At 70.2% G+C, this 21,787-nt stretch carries 20 protein-coding genes and 3 tRNA genes; 13 read left to right on the top strand and 10 right to left on the bottom strand.

From position 1 onward, the window contains the following. The first annotated feature begins 149 nt into the window (after positions 1–149). The 3 genes from LUX31_RS29970 (at position 150) to LUX31_RS29960 (ending at position 1,432) form a co-directional block, all read left to right on the top strand. Entirely contained in the window at positions 150–554 is a 405-nt protein-coding gene (locus LUX31_RS29970) for a hypothetical protein (protein ID WP_235478422.1), read from the top strand. Positions 555–717: 163 nt separating this feature from the next. Further along, the gene (locus LUX31_RS29965; RefSeq protein WP_235478421.1) at positions 718–1,368 is read left to right on the top strand and encodes a bifunctional DNA primase/polymerase; all 651 of its coding nucleotides are present in this window, start codon (positions 718–720) and stop codon (positions 1,366–1,368) included. After that, positions 1,359–1,432: transfer RNA gene (locus tag LUX31_RS29960), tRNA-Lys, on the top strand. Before LUX31_RS29965 ends, LUX31_RS29960 begins: the two co-directional genes overlap by 10 nt. Positions 1,433–1,489: 57 nt before the next feature. Here LUX31_RS29960 and LUX31_RS29955 read toward each other — a convergent pair. Beyond that, positions 1,490–2,833 (bottom strand): M6 family metalloprotease domain-containing protein, encoded by a 1,344-nt coding sequence (locus tag LUX31_RS29955; RefSeq protein ID WP_235478420.1) that lies wholly within the window; start codon positions 2,831–2,833, stop codon positions 1,490–1,492. A gap of 427 nt (positions 2,834–3,260) precedes the next feature. On the opposite strand from LUX31_RS29955, the gene LUX31_RS29950 reads away from it, so the two are divergent. After that, entirely contained in the window at positions 3,261–5,144 is a 1,884-nt protein-coding gene (locus tag LUX31_RS29950) for a putative bifunctional diguanylate cyclase/phosphodiesterase (protein ID WP_235478419.1), read from the top strand. Positions 5,145–5,201: 57 nt separating this feature from the next. Here the strand turns inward: LUX31_RS29950 and LUX31_RS29945 are convergent, their stop codons facing one another. The 3 genes from LUX31_RS29945 to LUX31_RS29935 all read right to left on the bottom strand — a co-directional run bounded on the left by LUX31_RS29945 (position 5,202) and on the right by LUX31_RS29935 (position 8,106). Next, the gene (locus LUX31_RS29945; RefSeq protein ID WP_235478418.1) at positions 5,202–6,302 is read right to left on the bottom strand and encodes an LLM class flavin-dependent oxidoreductase; all 1,101 of its coding nucleotides are present in this window, start codon (positions 6,300–6,302) and stop codon (positions 5,202–5,204) included. A 266-nt stretch (positions 6,303–6,568) separates the two neighbouring features. Beyond that, positions 6,569–7,300 carry a maleate cis-trans isomerase family protein gene (locus LUX31_RS29940; protein WP_235478417.1) on the bottom strand — a complete coding sequence of 244 codons (732 nt, stop codon included), beginning with the start codon at positions 7,298–7,300 and terminating at the stop codon, positions 6,569–6,571. Next, entirely contained in the window at positions 7,297–8,106 is an 810-nt protein-coding gene (locus LUX31_RS29935; RefSeq protein WP_235480109.1) for a maleate cis-trans isomerase family protein, read from the bottom strand. The genes LUX31_RS29940 and LUX31_RS29935 overlap by 4 nt, the downstream gene beginning before the upstream one ends. A 155-nt stretch (positions 8,107–8,261) precedes the next feature. On the opposite strand from LUX31_RS29935, the gene LUX31_RS29930 reads away from it, so the two are divergent. Next, complete coding sequence (locus tag LUX31_RS29930) at positions 8,262–9,212, top strand: D-2-hydroxyacid dehydrogenase (RefSeq protein WP_235478416.1); 951 nt, start codon at positions 8,262–8,264, stop codon at positions 9,210–9,212. 36 nt (positions 9,213–9,248) lie between these two features. Beyond that, a complete protein-coding gene (locus LUX31_RS29925) occupies positions 9,249–10,661 on the top strand; it encodes an amidase (RefSeq protein WP_235478415.1) in 1,413 nt (470 codons plus the stop codon). Here the strand turns inward: LUX31_RS29925 and LUX31_RS29920 are convergent. Beyond that, positions 10,642–11,154: a DUF3830 family protein gene (locus LUX31_RS29920; protein WP_443046012.1), complete on the bottom strand. Its 513-nt coding sequence runs from the start codon at positions 11,152–11,154 to the stop codon at positions 10,642–10,644. The genes LUX31_RS29925 and LUX31_RS29920 overlap by 20 nt on opposite strands. Before the next feature lie 101 nt (positions 11,155–11,255). Here LUX31_RS29920 and ehuB point away from each other — a divergent pair, with 101 nt between their 5' ends. From ehuB to LUX31_RS29890, 6 genes are all read left to right on the top strand, one after another. Then, positions 11,256–12,167, top strand: a complete 912-nt coding sequence (gene ehuB, locus LUX31_RS29915; RefSeq protein WP_235478413.1) for an ectoine/hydroxyectoine ABC transporter substrate-binding protein EhuB — start codon at positions 11,256–11,258, stop codon at positions 12,165–12,167. Continuing rightward, positions 12,164–12,832 (top strand): ectoine/hydroxyectoine ABC transporter permease subunit EhuC, encoded by a 669-nt coding sequence (gene ehuC, locus LUX31_RS29910; RefSeq protein WP_235478412.1) that lies wholly within the window; start codon positions 12,164–12,166, stop codon positions 12,830–12,832. Before ehuB ends, ehuC begins: the two co-directional genes overlap by 4 nt. Beyond that, entirely contained in the window at positions 12,829–13,479 is a 651-nt protein-coding gene (gene ehuD / locus LUX31_RS29905) for an ectoine/hydroxyectoine ABC transporter permease subunit EhuD (protein ID WP_235478411.1), read from the top strand. Before ehuC ends, ehuD begins: the two co-directional genes overlap by 4 nt. Continuing rightward, a complete protein-coding gene (ehuA, locus tag LUX31_RS29900) occupies positions 13,469–14,248 on the top strand; it encodes an ectoine/hydroxyectoine ABC transporter ATP-binding protein EhuA (protein WP_235478410.1) in 780 nt (259 codons plus the stop codon). The genes ehuD and ehuA overlap by 11 nt, the downstream gene beginning before the upstream one ends. A 181-nt stretch (positions 14,249–14,429) precedes the next feature. Further along, positions 14,430–15,188, top strand: a complete 759-nt coding sequence (locus LUX31_RS29895) for an IclR family transcriptional regulator (protein ID WP_235478409.1) — start codon at positions 14,430–14,432, stop codon at positions 15,186–15,188. A 97-nt stretch (positions 15,189–15,285) separates the two neighbouring features. Next, a tRNA-Lys gene (locus tag LUX31_RS29890) sits at positions 15,286–15,359 on the top strand. 62 nt (positions 15,360–15,421) lie between these two features. Here LUX31_RS29890 and LUX31_RS29885 read toward each other — a convergent pair. The 5 genes from LUX31_RS29885 to LUX31_RS29865 all read right to left on the bottom strand — a co-directional run bounded on the left by LUX31_RS29885 (position 15,422) and on the right by LUX31_RS29865 (position 21,112). Further along, complete coding sequence (locus LUX31_RS29885; RefSeq protein WP_235478408.1) at positions 15,422–17,071, bottom strand: AMP-binding protein; 1,650 nt, start codon at positions 17,069–17,071, stop codon at positions 15,422–15,424. A 40-nt stretch (positions 17,072–17,111) separates the two neighbouring features. Continuing rightward, positions 17,112–17,654, bottom strand: coding sequence for a hypothetical protein (locus LUX31_RS29880; protein ID WP_235478407.1), 543 nt, complete (start codon positions 17,652–17,654; stop codon positions 17,112–17,114). A gap of 104 nt (positions 17,655–17,758) precedes the next feature. After that, entirely contained in the window at positions 17,759–18,364 is a 606-nt protein-coding gene (locus LUX31_RS29875; protein ID WP_235478406.1) for a lytic polysaccharide monooxygenase auxiliary activity family 9 protein, read from the bottom strand. Between the two features lie 98 nt (positions 18,365–18,462). Then, a complete protein-coding gene (locus LUX31_RS29870) occupies positions 18,463–19,590 on the bottom strand; it encodes an SPFH domain-containing protein (protein ID WP_235478405.1) in 1,128 nt (375 codons plus the stop codon). Positions 19,591–19,687: 97 nt separating this feature from the next. Further along, positions 19,688–21,112, bottom strand: coding sequence for a peptidoglycan-binding protein (locus LUX31_RS29865; protein WP_235478404.1), 1,425 nt, complete (start codon positions 21,110–21,112; stop codon positions 19,688–19,690). Positions 21,113–21,284: 172 nt separating this feature from the next. Here LUX31_RS29865 and LUX31_RS29860 point away from each other — a divergent pair. Beyond that, positions 21,285–21,358: transfer RNA gene (locus tag LUX31_RS29860), tRNA-Lys, on the top strand. Positions 21,359–21,787 lie beyond the last annotated feature (429 nt).

Here is a 21,787-nt window from a genome sequence, read left to right as displayed (position 1 = left end):
CGGGTGAAGCCGTGGCCTACTTGCGCGGGCGGGGGACAATGGACGGTGGCCCGGCTCGACCGGCGGGGCCTGTCGACCGTGTGCCGTACATGCCCTGGTGCGTGAGCGGTACGTACGAACGGTGCGGAATCGTACGAGGAGGAGAAGACATGGCGGAGCCCACGCCGCGTCGCAACGAACCGCGGCTACGCCCCGCGCCCCTGCTCTTCGAGCCCACGCAAGTGGCCGACGACCCGGAGCACTTCTTCGACCTGGAGTCGATCGACGACCCCCGCGCGCTGCTGACCCGCGCCACAGAGCTGACCCAGGCGTTTCGCGCCGCGACCGACCGCGCGGTCGAGTACCAGGCGATGGCGGCGGCCCAGCTCGCCGACCCGCGCCGCTTCGACCGGCTGACGACCGCCGACATCGCGGAGCGCGCCGAGTGGACCGAGGACTACGCGAAGAAGATGATCGAGTACGGCCGTGAGCTGCTGCGCGGCGGCGGGGAGAACGCGAGTGGCGGGGGCAGCAGTGGCGGTGGCCATGGCCACGGTCACGTCGACCCGGTCTGACCTCTGACCTGGTCGGACACTCTCGTACCGGCTCGGACTGGCCCCGTCTCGAAAATCCGTGCGGCATATTCAGTAGGGCAAGGTACTCCAGCTCGCCCCCTCCTGTCCCGGTTTCCGGCAACCCTCGGAGGTCGTGCGCTCACTGCCGGTAGATCTAGACGTCATGAGCAGCACATATTCCGACGCCTCGGGAGTCACCTCGGAGGGCGCCGCCTGGCTCGCCTCCGCAGGAACGTATCCGCGCAGCACGCTCTCGCTCTGGGCCGAGCGGCCCACCGCCCCGCTGGTCCTGCCCTGCGGCACCGCGTTCGACGTCGTCAACGTGCCCGCCGTCTTCGGCCGGAGGATGCTCGACCGCCTCTGGGGCGAGGGTCCCGGCTCGGGCCCGGTGGCCGCCTACCGGGGCCGGATCCTCCTGTTCGCGGCACTGGGGACCGCCCAGCGGCTGCCCTCGCTTCTGAGGTGGGAGGAGTGGGGCTCCGCCGCCGAGTGCGGCGATGACGACGACCCCGGCATCGGGCGTCGGCACTCGATCCCGCCGCTCCTCTGCCACGGCCGCGGCGACGCGGTGACCGTCCCCGCCCTGGCGACCGACGACACCGAGTACGAACAGGTCACCGAGGGCAGGCCCCGTCCCGAATCCCGCTGGGTCGTCGCCCCCGATACCTGCCGTCCCTGGCTTCCCGGCCCGGAGATCCTGCTCTGGGCGGCCGTACGAGCGGCCCGTGCCGCCGTCTCCGGTGGCCTGCGGATATCGATTTTTCCTCCCGCCGATCAGGGTGCTAAGGTCTACGACGTCAGCAGGCGCCGCTAGCTCAGTTGGTTAGAGCAGCTGACTCTTAATCAGCGGGTCCGGGGTTCGAGTCCCTGGCGGCGCACAGACGATCGAAGGCCCCCTGCGGAAGCGGGGGGCCTTCGATTTGTCGTCGCTCGGCTCAGCCGGACGTGATCTCCACCGTCCACGCCCCCGAAGGCGTACGGCCCTCCACCTCCACGCGGACGTTCTCGCCCGGCACCGTGAAGCTCTCGCCGAGGGCGACGGGCGCGTCCGCGAGGGGTGGGTAGACCGAGTCCTCCCAGCAGGCCTCGGTACGCGGATGGGCGTCGACCACCTCGACCGGGCCGCCGCCCGACTCGGCCCCGCTCTGCACCCGGTAGACCAGCACGCCCTGTGTGCACGTCGCGCTGTCGTTGCCCGTCGTCCCCCTGGCCTCGAAGGCGAGCGCCCGGTCGACCCCGGTCCGTACGACGGCCAGTTTCACCCCGTCCCCCTGCCCGAAGACGGGCGCGCCCGCCGCGCCCCCTTCGCCACCCGCGTTCGCGTACGCGGTCGTGGCCGGATGGGCTCCCAGCGTTTCCAGGGTCAGGCGGGTCGCGCCTCCCCCGCGTACGCACGCCACCTGGCGCGGTTCCAGCCACCCGAGTTTCCACTTGTGCCAGGCGAACAGATCCGGCGCCAGTCCGAACTGGCTGCCCATCAGGTCCCAGTCGCCGACGTACGTGTCCCAGTCGCCCTTGCCGTCCATGGGCCGGTGATAGAGGTCGGGCAGGTCGAAGACGTGGCCGGTCTCGTGGGCGAGGACGAGCCGGTCGGGCGGGTGGTTCTCGAAGACGGTGACGACGCGGCGGATGTCCGTGCCGTCGGCCCGCAGCGGGACGTCCAGGTTGACGACCTTCGTCGCGTCGGAGTCGACGCCGGGCGCGTCCGGGTCGGCGACGAAGTAGACGATGTCGTAGCGCGAGAAGTCGACCTCGCGGTCGGCGGTGGCGAGCGCGTCGCGCAGATAGGCGGCGCGGTGGGCGGCGCTCCAGTCCCGCTGTATGGCGTACGCGGTGGACGGCTTCGGCATGCGCAGCCAGCGCTGGAGCGGGTGCGGGCGCAGTGTGAATCGGCCGTACGAGGCGCGGTCGAAGAAGTCGCTGGTGGCCGGGAAGTGGTCGGCGGCCAGTTCGGCGGGGGTGGTGCGCGGGGGCGCGTCGGGGAAGGAGAGGAACACCATCACGGCGTCGAGGGCGCGGGACGGGCGCGGATAGGCCGCGTTCCAGGTGTCCAGGCCCTCCGAGTGGTGGGCGTCGGTGCGTTGCAGGGCGCAGGGCTGCGCCGAGAAGGGTTCGGCGACCGAGGGGTCCGCGATGATGGAGGTGGCGGCGAGGGCCGTCATGGTGGTGAGTACGGCGGCGGTGCTGCGCAGTCGGGGGCGCGGTCCGTCGCACGCGAGCCCCTTGAGCCCCGTCAGGGCGTCACGGGTGAGCCCCTTGAGGGGGAGCTGACGCAGCACGCAGACCTCCGGATGCGGTTCGGGGACACCGCAACCCAGCCTGTGTGATCTTGTGTTTATATGCCCTGTTTGTCTGCACCAGAAGGGTGATTGGGCGTCGAACAGGGGTCGACCGGGCATGCTGACAAGCATGTGAGGACTCACCCTTTGTGGAGCGACACCCCGAAACACTCACGGAACGTCACAACCGATCGAGGCCGAAGGAACCCGTCCAGGCGCGGGCAGAAACGATCTGTCAGAACCGGCGGTCGTTCATGGACACTGGACAGTGGCTGGAAGGGCTTGGGGCCAGCCTCTATGATCGGCACACTTTCCTGGCACTTCCCTGACACTTTCCTGCACGGACCTGGCCAGGGCGGCGGTTTGCCGCCCGGTCGGCCGCCCGACGGGATCCATATGAAGACCGAGTGCACTGCGGGAGCGAGCGGTGAGCGGAACGTCCGAAGGGCCGGCGCCCGCGGTAGAACTCGTCCGGCCGGCCGTCACACTGAGTAACTTCACCACGTCCTCTGCGTCATCCTCCCGCGTGGCCGGGGGTACGAACCTGCTGCGTGCGGCGTTCGCGGCGGCGCCGCTGGCGATGGCCGTGGTGAACCGCGAGGGCCTGATCGTGGAGGCGAACGAGTCGCTGGGCACGCTGCTGGGCATCGCCCCGGAAGCGCTGGCCGGCCGGGTCGCCGCCGATCTGGTGGACCTGGCGTCCGACACGCGGGCGTGGCACGCGTACCGCGAGGTCCTGCGCGGCCGACAGGCACGACTGCGCTGCACGCGCCGTCTCAAGCACCCCGACGGGCACTCCCTCTGGGCGCAGGTCACGGTCGCGCCGCTGCCCACGGAGGGGCCCGAGGGGGCGCTGGGGGCTCGGGCGTACGGCGGCCAGGGTGTCCTGCTGTCCGTCGCCGACATCAGCGCGCGCCGTGAACTCCAGGCGCGGCTGCGGCACTTGCAGATGCACGATCCGGTGACCCGACTGCCCAACCGCGCGCTGTTCTTCGAGCGGCTGTCGGCGGCGCTGGAGGCGGAGTCGTACGAGCAGAGCGGGACGGGCCGGATCGGTCTGTGCTACCTGGATCTCGACGGTTTCAAGGCCGTCAACGACACTCTCGGCCATCGTGTCGGCGACCGGCTGCTCGCCGCCGTGGCCGAACGCCTCACGCGCTGCGCGGAGGAGGCGGGTCTTGCCCGGGGGAACCCGGGAGCCGTCGCGCCGCTGGTGGCGAGACTGGGCGGCGACGAGTTCGCGCTGCTGGTCGAGGACTCGACGGGCACCGACCAACTCGCGGACCTGGCCGAGTCGGTGCTGAAGGCGCTCCAGCTGCCCTTCGACCTCGCCGGTCAGCGGGTGTCCGTATCCGCCTCGATCGGTGTCGTGGAACGGCATGCGGCGGGCACGACCCCCACGGGCCTGATGCAGGCCGCGGACACCACGCTGTACTGGGCGAAGGCCGACGGCAAGTCCCGCTGGACGCTCTTCGACCCCGAGCGCAACGCCCACCGGATGACCCGCCAGGCGCTGTCCTCCACGCTCCGGCCGGCCATCGAGCGGGGTGAATTCGCCCTGGACTACCAGCCGTTGGTGGGCATGGAGGACGGCCGGGTGCACGGTGTCGAGGCGCTGGTGCGCTGGCACCACCCCCAGTTCGGCACACTGACGCCGAACCGCTTCATCGGGCTGGCCGAGGAGGACGGTTCGATCGTGCAGCTGGGGCGCTGGGTCCTCGCCACGGCCTGCCGCCAGGCCCGCCGCTGGCAGCTCGAACGCCCGGACGAGCCGCCGATCTTCGTGAGCGTGAACGTGGCGGTACGTCAGGTCTGGGACTCGGATCTCGTCGCGGACGTGGCGGAGATCCTCGCGGAGACGGGCCTGCCCGCGCATCTGCTCCAGCTGGAGCTGACGGAATCGGCGGTCATGGGCTCCGCCGGGCGGCCCCTCCAGGCACTCCAGGCACTCAGTGACATGGGTGTGGGCATCGCGATCGACGACTTCGGCACGGGGTACTCGAACCTGGCCTACCTCAGCAGGCTCCCCGTGTCAGTACTGAAACTGGACGGTTCTTTCGTCCGCGGGTTCATGTACGAGGGTGAGGGTGTCGCGCCGAATCCGGCCGACGAGATCGTCGTCGAGGCGATGATCCAGCTCGCGCACCGGCTGGGGCTGACGGTCACCGCGGAGTGCGTGGAGACGGCGGCGCAGGCGGCTCGGTTGCGGCGGATCGGGTGCGACACGGGGCAGGGGTGGCTCTATTCTCGGCCTGTGGGGGCGGATCGGATTTCGGTGCTGATGGGGGGAAGTGCCTGTCGGCAGGGGTGAGTTGGCCCATCGCCGATTCGTCGACCGCATTCCCCCCAACTCACACGCACGAATCCATCAGGCCGTCGGCAGGCCGTACGCGTCCGCGATCAGTTCGTACGAGCGCAGGCGCAGGTCTCCCCGGTGGGCGTGGGCCGTCAGCATCAACTCGTCTGCCCCCGTGCGCTTCTGGAGGTCGTCCAGGCCTGTGCGGACCTCGTCCGCCGTGCCGTGGATGATGTTCGTCATCCAGGAGTTGATGAACTCCCGTTCCATCGGGCTGAATTCGTAGGCCTCCGCCTCCTCCGGGGCCGGGAACAGGCCCGGCCGGCCGGAGCGCAGACGCGCCATGTTGAGGCCCATCGCCAGGACCTGGCGGCGGGCCTCGTTCGCGTCGTCCGTCGCGAGGGTGGAGACGCCGATGAGGGCGTACGGGGCGTCGAGGACCGCGGAGGGCTGGAAGGACTCGCGGTAGAGGTCCAGGGCCGGGACGGTGTTCTGCGCGGAGAAGTGGTGCGCGAAGGCGAAGGGGAGGCCCAGGACGCCGGCCAGGCGGGCGCTGAAGCCTGAGGAACCGAGCAGCCAGATGGGCGGACGGTGGGTCGACTGGACTCCGCCCGGGGTTGTCGACTGGATCGGGCCCGGGATCGCGTGGATGCGGTGGTAGGGGTGACCGGTCGGGAAGTCGTCGTCCAGGAAGCGGGTCAGCTCCGCCAGTTGCTGGGGGAAGTCGTCGGCGCCCTCGTTGAGCCGGTCGGTGCGGCGGAGGGCCGCGGCGGTGGCGCCGTCCGTGCCCGGGGCTCGGCCCAGGCCCAGGTCGATGCGGTTCGGGGCCATCGCTTCGAGGGTGCCGAACTGTTCCGCGATGACCAAGGGGGCGTGGTTGGGGAGCATGACTCCGCCGGAGCCGAGGCGGATGCGGTGGGTGTGGGCGGCGAGGTGGGCGAGGATCACGGCGGGCGAGGAGGAGGCTACGCCGGGCATGGAGTGGTGCTCTGCTACCCAGTAGCGGTGGAAGCCGCGGGATTCTGTGAGGCGGGAGAGGGCGACGCTGGTCTGGAGGGCTTGGGTGGCGGTGTGGCCGGAGCCGACTGTGACCAGGTCCAGGACGGAGAGGGGGGTGGGGGCGGTGCCCTGTGTTGTGCCTCGGATCTCGTCTGTGGTCGCGTCTGCGGTCACGGTGGGGCCTCCTGCTGCTGTTTTGACGCCGTGCGCTGTCCTCCGGACGAGAACAGGAGGGGGGCTCCGTTTTATTCCGGGGGATGTTCTCGCCCCCGCCGCCCCTACCCGTCCCATCCTCGGGGGCGCTGCCCCCGAACCCCCGCTCCTCAAACGCCGGAGGGGCTGGATGATGCCGGCCGGTGCTTGATCTTTTAGCCCGTCCGGCGTTTGAGGACGAGGCCGTTCAGGCCGATAGCGGGGGTCTGGGGGCGGCAGCCCCCTGGTTATGCCTGTGTCAGTGGTTCCCGTGTGAACAGGGTGCCCAGGGACGGGGCGTTCACCTTGCGGGTGGTCAGTCGCAGGGCCTCCCAGACCGTTACCTGGTTGGCCGTTAGGACCGGCTTCGCCAGCTGGCTCTCCAGTTTTTCTATGTGCGACGCCGTGTGCAGGGCCGTGTCCGGCAGCAGGAGTGCCTCCGCTTCCGGGGCGTCCGACTCCTGTGCCAGGGCTCGTACGTCCTCCTCGCTCCACTCCCCCACCTCCGCCGCCGTGACGATCCCGGCGCCCTTGACCCCCGTCACCTCCACCCCCGCCGCCCCCAGGAACTCCGCGAACAGTTCCGCCACGTCCGCCGGGTACGTCGCCCCGATCGCCACCCTCCGTACCCCCAGCTCCCGCACCGCGTGCACGAAGGCGAACGACGTCGACGAGGCCGGCATGCCCGCGGCGCGGGCGAGGTCGCGTACCTGGTCGTGGGCGCCCTCCCAGCCGTACACGAAGCTGCCGCTGGTGCACGCCCACACCACCGCCTCCGCGCCGCACAGCCGCAGCTCCTCCACACCCGCCGCGAGGCGGTCCGGCGAGCCCATCTCCAGGAGGGCGTCCACGCGGTGCGCGTCCTCGCCGATGTCCGTGTGGATCACGTCCAGCCGGATGTCGCTGCCGAGCAGGTGTTCCATGCGCTGGTAGTCGTCCTCGGCGGAGTGGCCCGGGTACAGGAATCCGAGTGCCGTCATGTCCAACCTTCCCGTTCCTGGTGTTCCTGGTGCTCCTGCTGTTCCTGGGGCCATGCGCGTGCCGCCTCGTCCAGCAGCGCCTGGTACGGCCCCACCGCCCGGGTACCCAGTCGACGCAGCGCTGCCCACATCGTGACCTGGTTGGCCGAGATCACCGGGATGCGCAGTTCCGCCTCCAGCTGTGCGATGACGTCGTACGTGGGGAGGTTCGTGCAGCTGATGAACAGTGCTTCCGGGCGGCCCTGGCGGCTCTCCTCCACCGCCCTCCTCGCCATGTCCGCCACCGCTCGGTACGGGACCTTCCAGATGTGCCGCGTCAGGCCCATGAACGCGCAGCCCGTGACCGTGACGCCCGCCTCCGCCACGTACTCCTCCAGGGACCGCGTCACCGACACCGTGTAGGGGGTGACGAGGGCTACTCGGCGTACGGAGAGTTCCGTCAAGGCCTCCAGCAGCGCGCCCGACGTCGTCACCGACGCCACCTCGCCCGCCCTGGTCATCGCCTCGCACATCGCCCGCTCGCCCGCGACACCGCCGACGAAGCTGCCGGACGTGCAGGCGTAGGCGACGATCTCGGGGGCGATGACGTTGAGGGTGCGTACCGCGTCGCCGAGTGTCTCGTGCTCGCTGACCAGTCGGGCCAGGTCGAGGCTGACCTCCACGGGGACGTACGGGGTGCGGGTGAGGTGGAGGGACACCTCGTCGGGGACCCAGCGCCACAGCTCGCGGTCCAGGGCGAAGTCGAAGGGGGCCACCACGCCTACGCCGCGCTGCGGGCGTGGTCCACCGAGAAACGACACATCCATGACAGGCACCGGCCTCACAGTGAGGAACGACGGGGCAACGGACCGTACGCACGTCCGTGTTGACGAAGGTAGGTTCGGGTGCGAGCGTGGTCAATCCGCGCATGTCAGACGTCCGGCCCCCTCCCCCCAGCGTCCCCAATCGGAAACGGCTCACCATGCCCGCGCCCCCCACCCTCCTCGTCCTCGACGCCGACCCGCCGCCCCGCCTCGGCAGGCTCACCGGGCGGGCCCGGATCGTGCATGCCGATGACACGACTCTTGCCGGGCAGCTCCCTCACGCCGACGCCCTGTTGGTCTGGGACTTCACCTCGCACGCCGTACGGGCCGCCTGGCCGGGCGAGGGGGCGCGGCCGCGCTGGGTGCACACCGCGAGTGCCGGGGTCGACCACTTGATGTGCGCCGAACTCGCCGCGTCCGACACCGTGGTGACCAACGCACGCGGCATCTTCGACCAGCCCATCGCCGAGTACGTCGCCGCCCTCGTCCTCGCCATGGCCAAGGATCTGCCCCGGACACTCGACCTCCAGCGGCGGCACGAGTGGCGGCATCGGGAGTCCCAGCGGGTTGCCGGGACCAAGGCCTGTGTTGTCGGGTCCGGACCCATCGGGCGGGCGATTGCCCAGTATCTCAAGGCACTTGGCATCACCACCGCCCTCGTCGGGCGTATCCCGCGTACCGGGATCCATGGGCCCGACGACCTCAACCGGCTGATGGCGCGGGCCGATTGGGTGATATCCGCCGCTCCCCTCACCGCCGACACCCACCGCATGTTCGACACCCGCCGTTTCGGTGTCATGCAGCCCTCGGCGCGTTTCATCAACGTCGGGCGGGGACAGCTCGTCGACGAGGTCGCGCTCGCCCAGGCGTTGTCGAAGCAGTGGATCGCGGGTGCCGCGCTGGACGTGTTCGAGCATGAACCGCTGCCGTCCGACAGCCCCCTGTGGGACGCGCCCGGGCTCGTCGTCTCCCCGCACATGAGCGGTGACACCGTGGGCTGGCGCGATGAACTCAGCACGCAGTTCGTCGAGTTGTACGAGCGGTGGGAGGCCGGGAAGACGCTGACCAATGTGGTCGACAAACAGCGCGGGTACGTACCGGGGCACTGACACGCACTACCGCACGCACTACCGGAGGGGCGCACGATGACCGAGCCGACCCAGCTTGCCGAACTCACCGCCGACCGGCTCCTCGACGGTTATCGCAAAGGTGAGTTCAGTCCGCTCGACGCCACCCGGGCCGCGCTGGAGCGGGCCGGGCAACTCCAGCCCGTCGTCAACGCGTTCGTGCGCGTCGATGCCGACAGCGCGCTCGCGCAGGCCCGCGAGTCCACCGAGCGGTGGCGGCGCGGTGAGCCGGCGGGGCTCGTGGACGGCGTGCCCACGACCGTGAAGGACATCATCCTGCTGCGCGGTACGCCCACCCTGCGCGGCTCCAAGTCCGTCGACGTCAACGGGAGTTGGCGTGAGGACGCGCCCTCCGTCGCCCGGCTGCGCGAGCACGGCGCCGTCTTTCTCGGCAAGACGACCACCCCCGAGTACGGCTGGAAGGGCGTCACCGATTCGCCGCTGTCCGGCGTCACCCGCAACCCGTACGACACCTCACGCACCGCCGGTGGGTCGAGCGGCGGGAGTGCCGCCGCCGTCGCGCTGGGCGCCGGGCCGCTGTCGCTCGGGACGGACGGCGGGGGCAGTGTCCGTATCCCGGCCGCGTTCTGCGGGGTCTTCGCGCTGAAGCCGACGTACGGCCGTGTCCCCCTCTACCCGGCCAGCGCCTTCGGGACGCTCGCGCATGTCGGGCCGATGACCCGGACCGTGGCGGACGCGGCACTGCTGATGGAGGTGATCGGGCGACCCGACTCCCGTGACTGGTCAGCACTCGGGCCGGTCGACGGTTCGTTCCTCGACTCGCTCTCCGGCGGGGTGCGGGGGCTGCGGGTGGCCTACTCGCCCTCCTTCGGCGGTCAGGTCGCGGTGCGTCCGGCGGTGGCCGGCGCGGTCCGGCGGGCGGTGGAGCGGCTCGCGGAACTCGGCGCGTACGTCACCGAGGCCGACCCCGATTTCGCCGACCCGGTGGACGCCTTCCACACCCTGTGGTTCAGCGGGGCGGCCCGGGTCACCCAGCGACTCGGGGCGGAGCAGGCCGAGTTGCTCGATCCTGGGCTGCGGGAGATCCGGGCGGTGGGGGCTCGTATCAGTGCGCTCGACTATCTCGCGGCTGTCGACGTCCGGATGGAACTCGGGCGGCGGATGGGGCTGTTCCACGAGTCGTACGACCTGCTGGTCACGCCTACCTTGCCGATCACCGCGTTCGAGGCGGGAGTTGAGGTGCCCGTCGGGTCGGGGCTGCGGCGCTGGACGGGGTGGACCCCGTTCACGTACCCGTTCAACATGACGCAGCAGCCCGCCGCGAGTCTCCCGGTGGGGGTCGACGGGGACGGGCTGCCGGTCGGGATCCAGATCGTCGCGGCCCGGCACCGGGACGACCTGGTGCTGCGGGCCGCGCACGCGCTCGAAGAGGCACTCGGCCTCTCCGCCTTCAGGCCCGGCGGAAGCTGAGCGTCTCCCCCGCCGCACCCGTCCGCCACAGGTCGTTGCAGGCTGCCGCCATCTCCGGGAGGCCCTCGACCACCTCGCCCCACACCGTGCCCGGCACCCAGCCCACATCGCCGTTCAGCAGCAGGTTGTTGCGCTCGTAGAACAGGGCCAGGTCGATCAGTGTCGTGCCGGGCCCGACCTCGCGGTCGTAGCCGTACGACTTCGTGCCCAGCTCCGCTCCCGCGAACGCGAAATAGCAGAGATCTCCGGGGATCGGGGTAACTGTCGGATTCTCCAGGGGAGGTTCCGAACCGGCTTCCGCGAAGGGCGGGAAGAGGGCGTAAATCTCGTTGCGCGCGTACTTGGCGTGGTAGACGTCACCGGACAACGGCAAGGCATTCCACACGGTCGCGCAGGTGATGGGGGCACGGTCGGTCAGGAGTTTCGCCGTGCAGTGGATTCCCCGGGCGGCCAGTGACACTTCGATGTATCGATCGTCAGCCATGCCTTCCATGTCTGCCCCGCCGACCCTCTCGCATGCCTTCTCGCCTGCCTCTCGCGTGCCTCTCGCATTCCCCGTGCATAACTCGTGCGCTCTCGGGTAGCCGCGCGGCCATGGCTCCATCAATCGCACCACCACGCATAGGACGCCGGTCGCTGCTCGCGGGGGTAGCGGCGCTCGGCACCCTGGGGACGGTCGGCTCGTTCGGCACCCTCGGGTGCAGTCGTGTGTCCGCGGACTCCGGCGTCGAGGGCGGTGACCTGCTCGACCGGCTCCGGGCGCAGGGCGTCGTACGGCTCGGTATCGCCGGGGAGATTCCCTTCGGGTACATCGACAAGGACGGTGAACTGACCGGCGAGGCGCCTGAGTTGGGAAGGGTCATCTTCAAGCGGCTGGGGGTGGACCGGGTTCAGCCCGTGCCCACCGAGTTCGGGTCGCTCATTCCCGGCCTGAATTCCCAGCAGTTCGATGTCGTGGCCGCCGGGATGTATGTCAATCCGGAACGCTGCCAGCAGGTTCTCTTCGCCGACCCCGACTACCAGATGCTTGATTCTTTCGTTGTCCGCAAGGGAAATCCCAAGGATCTTCACAATTACTCGGACATCGTGAAGAAGAAGGCCAAGCTCGCCACCGGTACCGGATATGCGCAGATCCAGCATGCTGTCGAAGCCGGTTACAAGGAGAGCGATCTGCTCATCGTGCCCGACCAGGTGGCCGGCCTGAACGCCGTGGAGGCCGGGCGCGTCGACGCGTTCGCCGGCACGGCGGTCACCGTCCGGCTGGTCGCGAAGAACTCCCGCAAGGCGGAGGCCACCGACGCCTTCGCGCCGGTCATCGACGGGAAGCCCCGGGGCGACGGGGGCGCGTTCGCGTTCCGGCTGACCGAGACGAAGCTCCGGGACGCCTTCAACGTCGAGCTGCACAAGCTGAAGAAGAGCGGCGAGGTGTACCGCATCCTGCGGCCGTTCGACTTCACCCAGGACGAGATGACCGATCTGACCGCGAAGGAGCTGTGTCGCGGATGACCTCCGGACTCTGGGAAATAGTCCTCAGAGGAGTCTGGGTCACGATCCAACTCCTCGTGTTCAGCGCCCTGTTGGGTGCCGTCGTCGCCTTCGTCCTCGGGATCTCGCGGACCCACCGGCTGTGGTTCGTACGCTTCCTCTCGGGCGCCTGCACCGAGGTCTTCCGTGGCACCTCGGCGCTCGTGATGATCTTCTGGGTGTACTTCGTGCTGCCGCCCGCCTTCGGCTGGCAGCTGGTGCCGATGTGGGCGGGCACGCTCGCGCTCGGCCTGACCTATGGCGCGTACGGCTCGGAGATCGTGCGCGGCGCGCTGAACGCCGTCGACCCGGCGCAGCGGGAGGGCGGGATCGCACTCGGGTTCACGCCCTGGCAGCGGATGCGGCTGATCCTGCTGCCACAGGCGGTGCCGGAGATGATCCCCTCCTTCTGCAACCTGCTGATCGAGCTGCTCAAGGGCACCGCGCTGGTGTCGGTGATGGGCATGGGCGATCTGGCCTTCAGCGCCAACCTGGTGCGGCTCGCGCTGCAGCAGAGCGCCGAGATCTACACGTACATCCTGCTGATCTACTTCGTGATCGCCTTCCTCCTCACCCGGGTCATGCGCGGCCTGGAGAAGCAGCTGAAGCAGCAGCTGGCCGGGCGGCCGACGGGAGGTGCCGCATGACATGGGACTGGGGCGCCGTACGCGACTTCATGCCGTTCTTCTGGGACGGGCTGCTCGTCACCCTCCAGGCGCTGGCCCTCGGGTCGCTGATCTCGTTCACGCTCGGGCTGGTCTGGGCGCTGCTGATGCGGACGCCGACGCGCTGGGTGCGCTGGCCGGTGGGGGTGGTCACGGAGTTCGTGCGGGACACCCCGCTGCTGGTGCAGCTGTTCTTCCTCTTCTATGTGCTCCCCGAGTGGGGCATCGCCGCCTCCGCGCTGACCACCGGTGTCATCGCGATCGGGCTGCACTACTCGACGTACACGATGCAGGTGTACCGCGCCGGCATCGAGGCCGTGCCGCCGGGCCAGTGGGAGGCGGCCACCGCGCTCAGCCTGCCCCTGCGGCGCACCTGGACGTCGGTGGTCCTGCCGCAGGCGGTGCGCCGGGTCGTACCGGCGCTCGGCAACTACGTGGTCGCGATGCTCAAGGACACACCGCTGCTGATGACGATCACCGTGCTGGAGATGCTCGGTGAGGCGCGGCTCTACTCCCAGGAGCACTTCCAGTTCACCGAGCCGCTGACCGTGATCGGCGTCGCCTTCATCGTGATCTCCTTTCCCGCCTCCCTCGTCGTACGAACTCTGGAGCGACGCCTTGCCAGTTGACACCGTTGACACCGACAAGACCCCTGAAACACCCACCGAGCTGGTCCGGCTCGACCAGGTCACCAAGCGGTTCGGTGAGCAGACCGTCCTCGACCGGCTGAGCCTCTCCGTCGACGCCGGGCGGCATGTCACGCTCATCGGGCCGTCCGGGTCGGGCAAGACGACGATCCTGCGGATGCTGATGACCCTGGCCAAGCCCGACGAGGGCACGATCACCGTCGGCGGGGAGCAGCTGTTCCCGGCGCCCGAGAAGCAGGTCCGCGAGGTGCGGAAGAAGATCGGGATGGTGTTCCAGCACTTCAACCTCTTCCCGAACATGAGTGTGCTGCGCAACATCACCGAGGCGCCCGTCACCGTCCTCGGCCTGTCCAAGGAGGAGGCGGAGGCGCGCGGGCGCGATCTGCTGGAGCTGGTGGGCCTCGCGGACAAGGCCGACGAGCGGCCGTCCCGGCTGTCGGGCGGACAGCAGCAGCGGGTGGCGATCGCGCGGGCGCTCGCCATGCGTCCGCAGGTGCTGCTGCTCGACGAGGTGACGTCGGCGCTCGACCCCGAGCTGGTCGCGGGCGTCCTCGACGTGCTGCGGGACATCGCCCGTACCACCGACATCACGATGCTCTGTGTGACCCACGAGATGGGTTTCGCCCGGGACATCTCAGACCAAGTGCTGATGTTCGATTCCGGCCATGTGATCGAGTCGGGTCCGCCGGAGAAGATCTTCAGTGATCCGGAGGAGGACAGAACGCGCGAATTTCTCAGCGCGGTGCTCTGACCGCGCCGAAGAGGCACTCTGCATGCCAACGGCATATGCCAAGTGAACACGCGCCTGCTGAGAGGCCACGGCCCGAGCGAACAATCTCGTCAACGCCCCCTCCACGTAACCCCCTTGACGGCTATCGTGGAGGGGATTGGCTGTCCGGATCACGGCCCAGAAGCAAGCCAGGGGGAACACCGTGGCTCTCAAGCACGAGCCGACCGCGCCGCACCACTCGGCCCAGGACGCCCTGCGCGTCCTGGACACGGTGGCACGGCACTCCGCCGGTGTCACCGACGCCGAAATCGCCCGTCAGACCCGCCTCGGCACGGACCGGCTCACCCCACTCCTGCGCATGCTGCGCCGCGAGGGGTACGTCGAACAGGCCGCCGACGGTTCGTACGTCTCCGGCACCTCCCTCAGCCGCCTCGGCGCCACGCACAGCCACGACCAGGCTCTGCGCACCCAGCTCCAGCACACCCTCGACCGGCTGCGCGACTCGGTGGGCGCGGCGATCTACATGAGCCGGTACGTCGACGGCGAGATCCATGTCACCCAGTGCGCGGCGAGCGCGGCGACGCCCGCGGTCAACGAGTGGGTCGACTTCCGCTCGGCCGCGCACGCCAGCGCGATCGGCAAGAGCCTGCTGGGCCAGCTCGACCACAACAGCCGCCGCGACCATCTCGCCCGCCACAAGCTGGCCCGCCTCACCTCGCGCACGATCACCAACGAGCGGGTCCTGCTCTCCCGCCTGGCGAACCAGCCGCCCACGGTGCCGGTCCTGGACCTCCAGGAGTACGCGGTGGGCACGGTCTGCGCGGCGGTCCCGATCACGGCCGGCTCAACGGTCGGCTGCCTCGCACTGTCCCTCCCGGTCCGCCACGCCCACCGCCTCCGCCAGGCGGCGGACCGGCTGAACCGGGGTGCGGCGCCGGTAATGCTGTCGCTGGCCATCTAGCCCCAGATCGGCGCAGGACTGCCTGGTCCGCAGCACTCTTCCGGACCAGGTATTATTTTTCCTGTCGCCAGCCGCGAGAGCGGTCGGCGAGGGTCATGCGCCGCTAGCTCAGTTGGTTAGAGCAGCTGACTCTTAATCAGCGGGTCCGGGGTTCGAGTCCCTGGCGGCGCACGTGACGAAGGGCCCCTTGCGAAAGCAAGGGGCCCTTCGCGTATTCCGTCCGCCCTGGACGTCTATCTGCTGAGCAGCTCCTCCCGCCCCCGCTCCCGGTACCTCTCCACCAGCCCCGCCACGTCGTCCCCGGTCAGCCTGCGGTACGTCGGCTCTTCCGAGGGGCGCCACCAGACCGGGTCCGGGCAGCGGAACCCCTCCCGTCTGAGGCCCGCCCGGTGGATCTTGTTGGTCGCGGTGACCGGCATCCGCTGTACGACCCGGACGAACCGGGGTGCCATCTTCGTCCCCAGGTCGGGCTGCGCGGCCAGGAAGGCGGTGAAGGCGGCGGGGTCGAACGTGCCGGCCAGGGTCGCCATGACCTGGTCGCCGGAGACCGGGTCCGGCACCGCGTACACGGCGACGGCCACCGCACCCTCGTACCGGGCGAGGATGTTCTCGATCGTCGCGGCGGCCAGGTTCTCGCTGTCGACGCGGAGCCGGTCGTCGGCGCGGCCCGCGAAGTAGAGGAAGCCGTCCGGGTCGCGGTAGAAGAGGTCGCCCGTCCAGTACCAGCCGTCCCTGCGGCGGGCCGCGTCGGCCTCCGGGTTGCGCCAGTAGCCCTCGAAGGGGTTCGGGCCCCGGTTCACCAACTCCCCTATCGCAGCGGTGCCGTTGAGCAGTCTGCCCGAGGCGTCCAGTACGGCCGGCGGGCACTCGGTGCGGGTCTCCGGGTCGACTACGACCAGGTCGTCGTCCGGGGCCGCCCGGCCTACGGCACCGGACGGCGTCCCGGGCGTCCACCGCACCGCCGCCCCGCCCTCCGAGGACCCGTACCCCTCCACCAGCCGCACCCCGAACCGCCGCTCGAAGGCCGCCGCGTCCACCGCCCCGGCCTCCGTGCCGAAGCCCAGCCGGAGGGGGTTGTCCCGGTCGTCGGGACGGGCGGGCGTCGCCAGCAGGTACTGGACGGCCCGGCCCACGTACGTGAAGTAGGTCGCCCGGTAGCGGCGTACGTCCGTCAGGAAGCCGGAGGCCGAGAAGCGGTGGCGCAGCGCGACCCCGGCGCCCGCCGCCAGGGCCGGGGCCCAGTCCGCGATGACCGCGTTGCCGTGGAACATCGGCATGCAGATGTAGTGGACGTCGTCCGGGCCCACCCCGAAAGTCCGGGCCAGTGTTTGGCCTGCGGCGGCCAGTCTGCCCTGCGTGCAGATCGCCGCCTTGGGCGCGCCGGTCGAGCCCGAGGTGAAGTAGAGGAGGAGGCGGTCGGTGGGGGTGGCGCGGGACGGGTCCGGTTCGGCGTCGGCATGCCGGGCCAGGAGGTCCTCGTACTCCTCCGTGTCGGTCAACAGGAGGCGTACGCCGGGGAGTTCGAGGTCCGTGAGAAGTGGGAGGTGGGTGCTCGTGGTGATCAGGAGCGGGCACTCGGTGTGCAGGATGTCGCGGGCCAGCTCGGGGCCCCTGCGGGTGGGGTTGATGCCTGCGACGGCGGCACCGGCGAGGGCAGCCGCGCTCAACCAGAGGGGATATTCAGGGGTGTTGTCCAGCAACACGCCTGAATGCGGTTCGGCGGACGGTGGCAGCAGGTCCCTCAGCAGGGCCGCCCTGGCCGCCGCGCCCGCGGCCACCTCGTGGTGTGTCAGTGTCCGGTCCTCGCACCACAGCCCGGGACGGTGGTCGCCCCACCGTGCCGCCACGAGTTCCGCGACCGTGCGCTTCTCCGTGAACTCCATGAGCGCGCACAATAATTGACGTGCCGTCAGATGTGGAGGGTCACGGCATCTCCGCGAACTCGTCGGCCGGGAACGTCTCCCCCGTCTGCTCGTCGACCACGTACCCGCCGTCGTCCGTACCGAAGAAGACGTCGCCGATCGGCTCGAAGACCTGGCTGTACGTCACCATGAACCCGACGCAGAACACCACGACCACGCCCAGGAACCCGAGGACGCCGGCCAGGGCCAGCCCGTGCCGGACCGGGCTCGGGCGGTGTGCCGTGGCGTTGATCTGCTCGCCCTCGCTGTAGAAGACGGTGACGTAGTCGCCCTCGATGACCGTGCCCGGGCCGTGCGGTTCGTCGAAGCGGACGGTGCGGCCGTCGCGGGCGACGAACTCGTAGACGTGGTGCAGGGTCGTGTGCACGGAGGTGTCGCCGGAGCCGCCGCTCGTCGTCGTGTACGTGCGCAGACAGCGCGCCTCGGCGGTCAGGCCGCTGTTCCAGGCGCGGCGCATCCGCAGCACCCGGCGGATCACGAACGTCGCCATCAGGACGGCGATCGCGATGATGAACGTCGGCCCCGCGTAGAACATGAAGTCCATGGCCGTACCCCGTTTCTCAGTACTGCTCCCCGTACGCCTCACCTGGTCCTGTGGGCGTACGGGGAACGTACCCGTGGGGGGTCGGGGATTTGCTCAAGGAATGCTCAGAACGTGACGTCCGAGCAGGCGTAGAAGGCGTTGGCCGTGTCGGCGATCGTCCACACCGCGACGATCACATGCCGGCCGCTGAGCCCGGACGGCACTGTGCCCGCGTGCGAGAGGGTGGACGGCGGCCGCTGGCCGTTGTAGGGGACGGTGAGGAACGGGGTCAGGTTGAGGTCCGAACGGGCGAGGGCGTGGTTCTGGTTCCAGCCCGACTTCGTGACGTAGTACTTGAAGTCGGTCGTGGCGTGCATGGCGGTGAACTGCCAGCGGAAGGTGTAGCTCTGACCGCCCGTCACCTTCGTCGCCGGCCAGGTGCCGCCGGACGGGGTCTTCGGCTGGTTGAGCGCGCCGAAGTTGGTGTGGTTGGCCGAGCAGATCTGACCGTCGGCGGGTCCGGCCGCCGGGAAGCCCTTGGGGCCCTCGACGCTCTGCGGCTCCCACTGGATGTCGCCGCAGCCCGTCACGGTGCCGTTCTGACAGAGCTTCTGCCTGCTGATCGGGAGGTCGGTGTAGCCGTGACCGGTGGCGCCCCCGGTGGTGAGGACGAGGGCGCCGGTCGTGGCCAGACCGACCACGGAGGCGTACAACTTGGTCTTTTTGCGCATGCTGCCGCTCCTGCTGAACGTGGGGGAGGTTCATGTGAGGCGTGCAGGTCTAGACCAAGTATCAGAATATTACCGTCCCTTGGGCATGTCCAGACCAATCACGGCCCCGGCTCGCTCCGCCCCGCGCAGAACGCGACCGTCAGGTCCTTCACCAGCACCTTGCGTTCGTAGTCGTCCAGTTCGACCAGGCCGCGCATGGTCAGCCGGGTCACCGTGTCCTCCACCGAGTCGACGACCGAGGTGAGCGCGGCGGCCCGGTGCTGGGCGTCCAGGGCGGCGATACGGCGGCGGGTCATCGCGGCGGCGACCTCGGGCGCGTACTCGACCCGGACCGGCAGTACGGAGAACACCTCCAGGCCGACCGGCGCCGTGTCCGCCGCGACCACCCTGGTCAGCGCCTCCCCGGCTACCTCCATCGCCCGCCGCCCAGCGCCCGGCATCTCCACCGGCACCCGCACGAGCGCCGCCTCGACGCACTCGCGCAGATACGTCTCGTGGTCCTCGACGCCGAGCGTGGCCCGCGCGGTGTCCCGCACCCGCCACACCACCAGGACGACGACCCGCAGCGCGACCCCGTTCGCGTCGGCCGCCGGCATCGGCTCGCCGCGCCAGTGCCGCAGCCGTACGTCGACCCGGTTGCGCAGGAGGAGTGGGTTGACCCACAGCAGGCCGGTGCGCCGGACCGTCCCCCGGTAGCGGCCGAACAGGCCCAGCACCCAGGCCCGTCCGGTCCGCCCGCGCGCCAGCCCGCCGAAGCCGAACAGGCCGAGGGCGCCTGCCCCGGCGTACGCCGCCCACTGGGCGGGACCGGGACCGGCGCCCGCGTAGGTCGCCGGGAGCCGCAGCGCCTCCACCGCGAGGGGCGGCAGCGCGCCCGCCCACCAGGAGGTGAGCACGTCCCCGGCCAGCCCGGTGACACCGGCGAGCACGCCCACCGTGCCCGGCAGCACCCGCGCCGGGCGCTCCACCAGGTCGGGGTCGACCGCCGGGACCGCCGGGCGCGGCGTGGCCGGTGCGGGTCTGCGGACGCGCGGCTGCTCGCCCGTACCCTGCCTGCGCCCGACGACGGCCGGCCGCAGCGGCATCGACACCGGGTCGGGTTCGTCGCGGAACAGCAGGTGGACGGGGATCTCGGTGGTGGCCTCGTTCTGGATGAGCCGGGCGGGCCGGGGGCCGTTGTCCGGGGGGCCCTCGGGTTCCGGTGTCTGTTCGGTCGTCGTAGTCATTTGTGCCTCCAGCCTCCGCGCCAGATGCGTTCATGCGTGCGTTGCCGTGTCACGACAGTGGTTACCGGCCAACCGGCATGTGCCGGGGGCGGCGTTACTAGGAGAAGAGGCGGCGCCAGGTCTCCGGGCCCGGGTAGCCGTCGGCCGCGCCGCCCCGCCAGCCCTGGGCGCGCTGGAAGGCCTGCACCGCGCGCCGGTCAGCCTCGCTCCAGCGGGTGCTGGGCCCGGTCGGGTAGTACCGGCCGAACCCCTTCTTCACCAGCTGTTTTCCGAGCTGGGCGACGTACGGGCTGCTGGAGCCCGGCCGGAACACGCCCCGCCCGGGGAACGCGGGGACCGCCTTGCCCGCGGCGGGCGGGCCGGGCGTGCCCACCGGCCCGGGGACCGGCGCCGGGGCCGGGGCCGCCGGAGCCGCGCCGCCCCCGATGTCCCGGCCCGTTCCGCTCACCAGCAGCGTCCAGGTGCGCGGTCCCGGCAGGCCGTCCGCCGCCGAGCCCTTCCAGCCCTGGGCCTGCTGGAACGCCCGGGTCGCCCTGCGGTCCGCGTCCGACCAGCGCGGGCCGGGACCCGAGGTGTAGAAGCGGGCACCGCCGCGCTGGACGAGCATTCTGCCCAGTTGTGTGACGTACGTGTTGCTGGCACCGGGGCCGAAGAACCGCGCGCCCGGGAACTTGCTCGCCTTGTCAGGGGCGGCTCCGGGCGCCGCGCCTGTCGTGCCGTCAGGGTCACCCGTACCTCCCGTACCACCCGTACCACCGGGGTCGCTCCCGTCCCCGGTGGAGCCCGTGTTCGCGGCGAGGCCCTTGTAGCGATAGGCCTGATAGCGGTCCGAGTGGCTCCAGTAGGCGTACGGAGTGGCCTGCCTGCGGGCGTGCGGGCGGGTCTCCTCGTAGGCGATGTAATAGGTGTGCGTGTAGTCCGTCCAGCCGCCGAAAATGACGACGTGCGAGCCCTTCTGAGGGTCCGACGGATTGTGGAAGAGGAGAATGTCGCCGGGTTGCAGATCCTCCTTGGGAATCCGTACGCCGTACTTCTCGAGGCTGCCGGTCCATTCGTTCCCGGCGAGATTCCAGGCCATCGAGACGAAGCCCGAGCAGTCCTGGCGGTAACCGTCCCGCCAGTACGTGCTCATGCTGTACGGGACCCGCGCGGCGACCCAGGTCCTGGCCCGGTTGATGATCTCCGCGCGGGTGGTCGCCCGGAGCTTGTCCGTGGCCGGTTTCCCGGTCGGGCCGTGCAGCGGGGTTTTGCCGCCCTGCGGGGTCTCGGGCTCGTCACCTGCGGGTACGCCCGGACGGTGGGGGGCGTACGGGGCCGCGGCGGCCGGCAGGGCGTGGCCGGCGCCGAGCACGGCGGACGCCGCCGCGGCCACGACGAGGGTCCGTCCGACCGCCGTACGGGCGGGTCCGGAACCCGTTCCCGAGACCGGTCCGGAATACGGTCTGACGCCCCGCCAGTGAACGCATCCGGGGCATTCGCAGTCGCTCGCGGGATCGAATTCCTCGAATACCGGAGTCGCCATGCGATTCCCCTCACACTCCAGGCGATGACTTGCGCGCTTCTGCACGTCCGCAGTTTCTCAACTGTCACCCGCTGTCGCATGTTGACGGTCCGAATGATGTACAAGCCCGATGCGCGGACCACGGCGGTCCTGACCACTCGCCGGTGTCGGGTAGAGTTCTCCACGTCACCGCGCGCCGCTAGCTCAGTTGGTTAGAGCAGCTGACTCTTAATCAGCGGGTCCGGGGTTCGAGTCCCTGGCGGCGCACACGACGATCGAAGGCCTCCTGCCGAAGCGGGGGGCCTTCGGCGTTGAGACGAGCCACTCCGGCGCACGGGGATGGCCGGGGGTTCGGCAAAGGCGGCTGGGGGTCCGGGGGTTATCCCCCGGATGGCACAGCATCAGCGGGTCCGGGGTTCGAGTCCCTGGCGGCGCACAGACACACGGCAGGCCCTCCGCTCCGGCGGGGGGCCTGTTCGCGTCGAAAACACTGAAGAGACGATACGTAAACACTCCGGCATCATCCGTGCACATCCGGTCCCAAACACACCAACCGGACTCATCAGCCGTCACAATGAGCGCGTATGACCGGTAAACACCGTGTTTCGCATCTTGCGATCATGCTGAACGGCGTAGAACCCTGGGTTTCAAGATGCTGCGGATACGCGGCAGTTGGGGGCGGACCGGTTGCACTGA

Origin of the sequence: Streptomyces sp. GQFP (genome assembly GCF_021545335.1) — a bacterium.
Taxonomy (GTDB): domain Bacteria; phylum Actinomycetota; class Actinomycetes; order Streptomycetales; family Streptomycetaceae; genus Streptomyces.
Note: the sequence above shows the minus strand (reverse complement) of the source record. Positions and strands in the feature narration are given on the sequence as shown.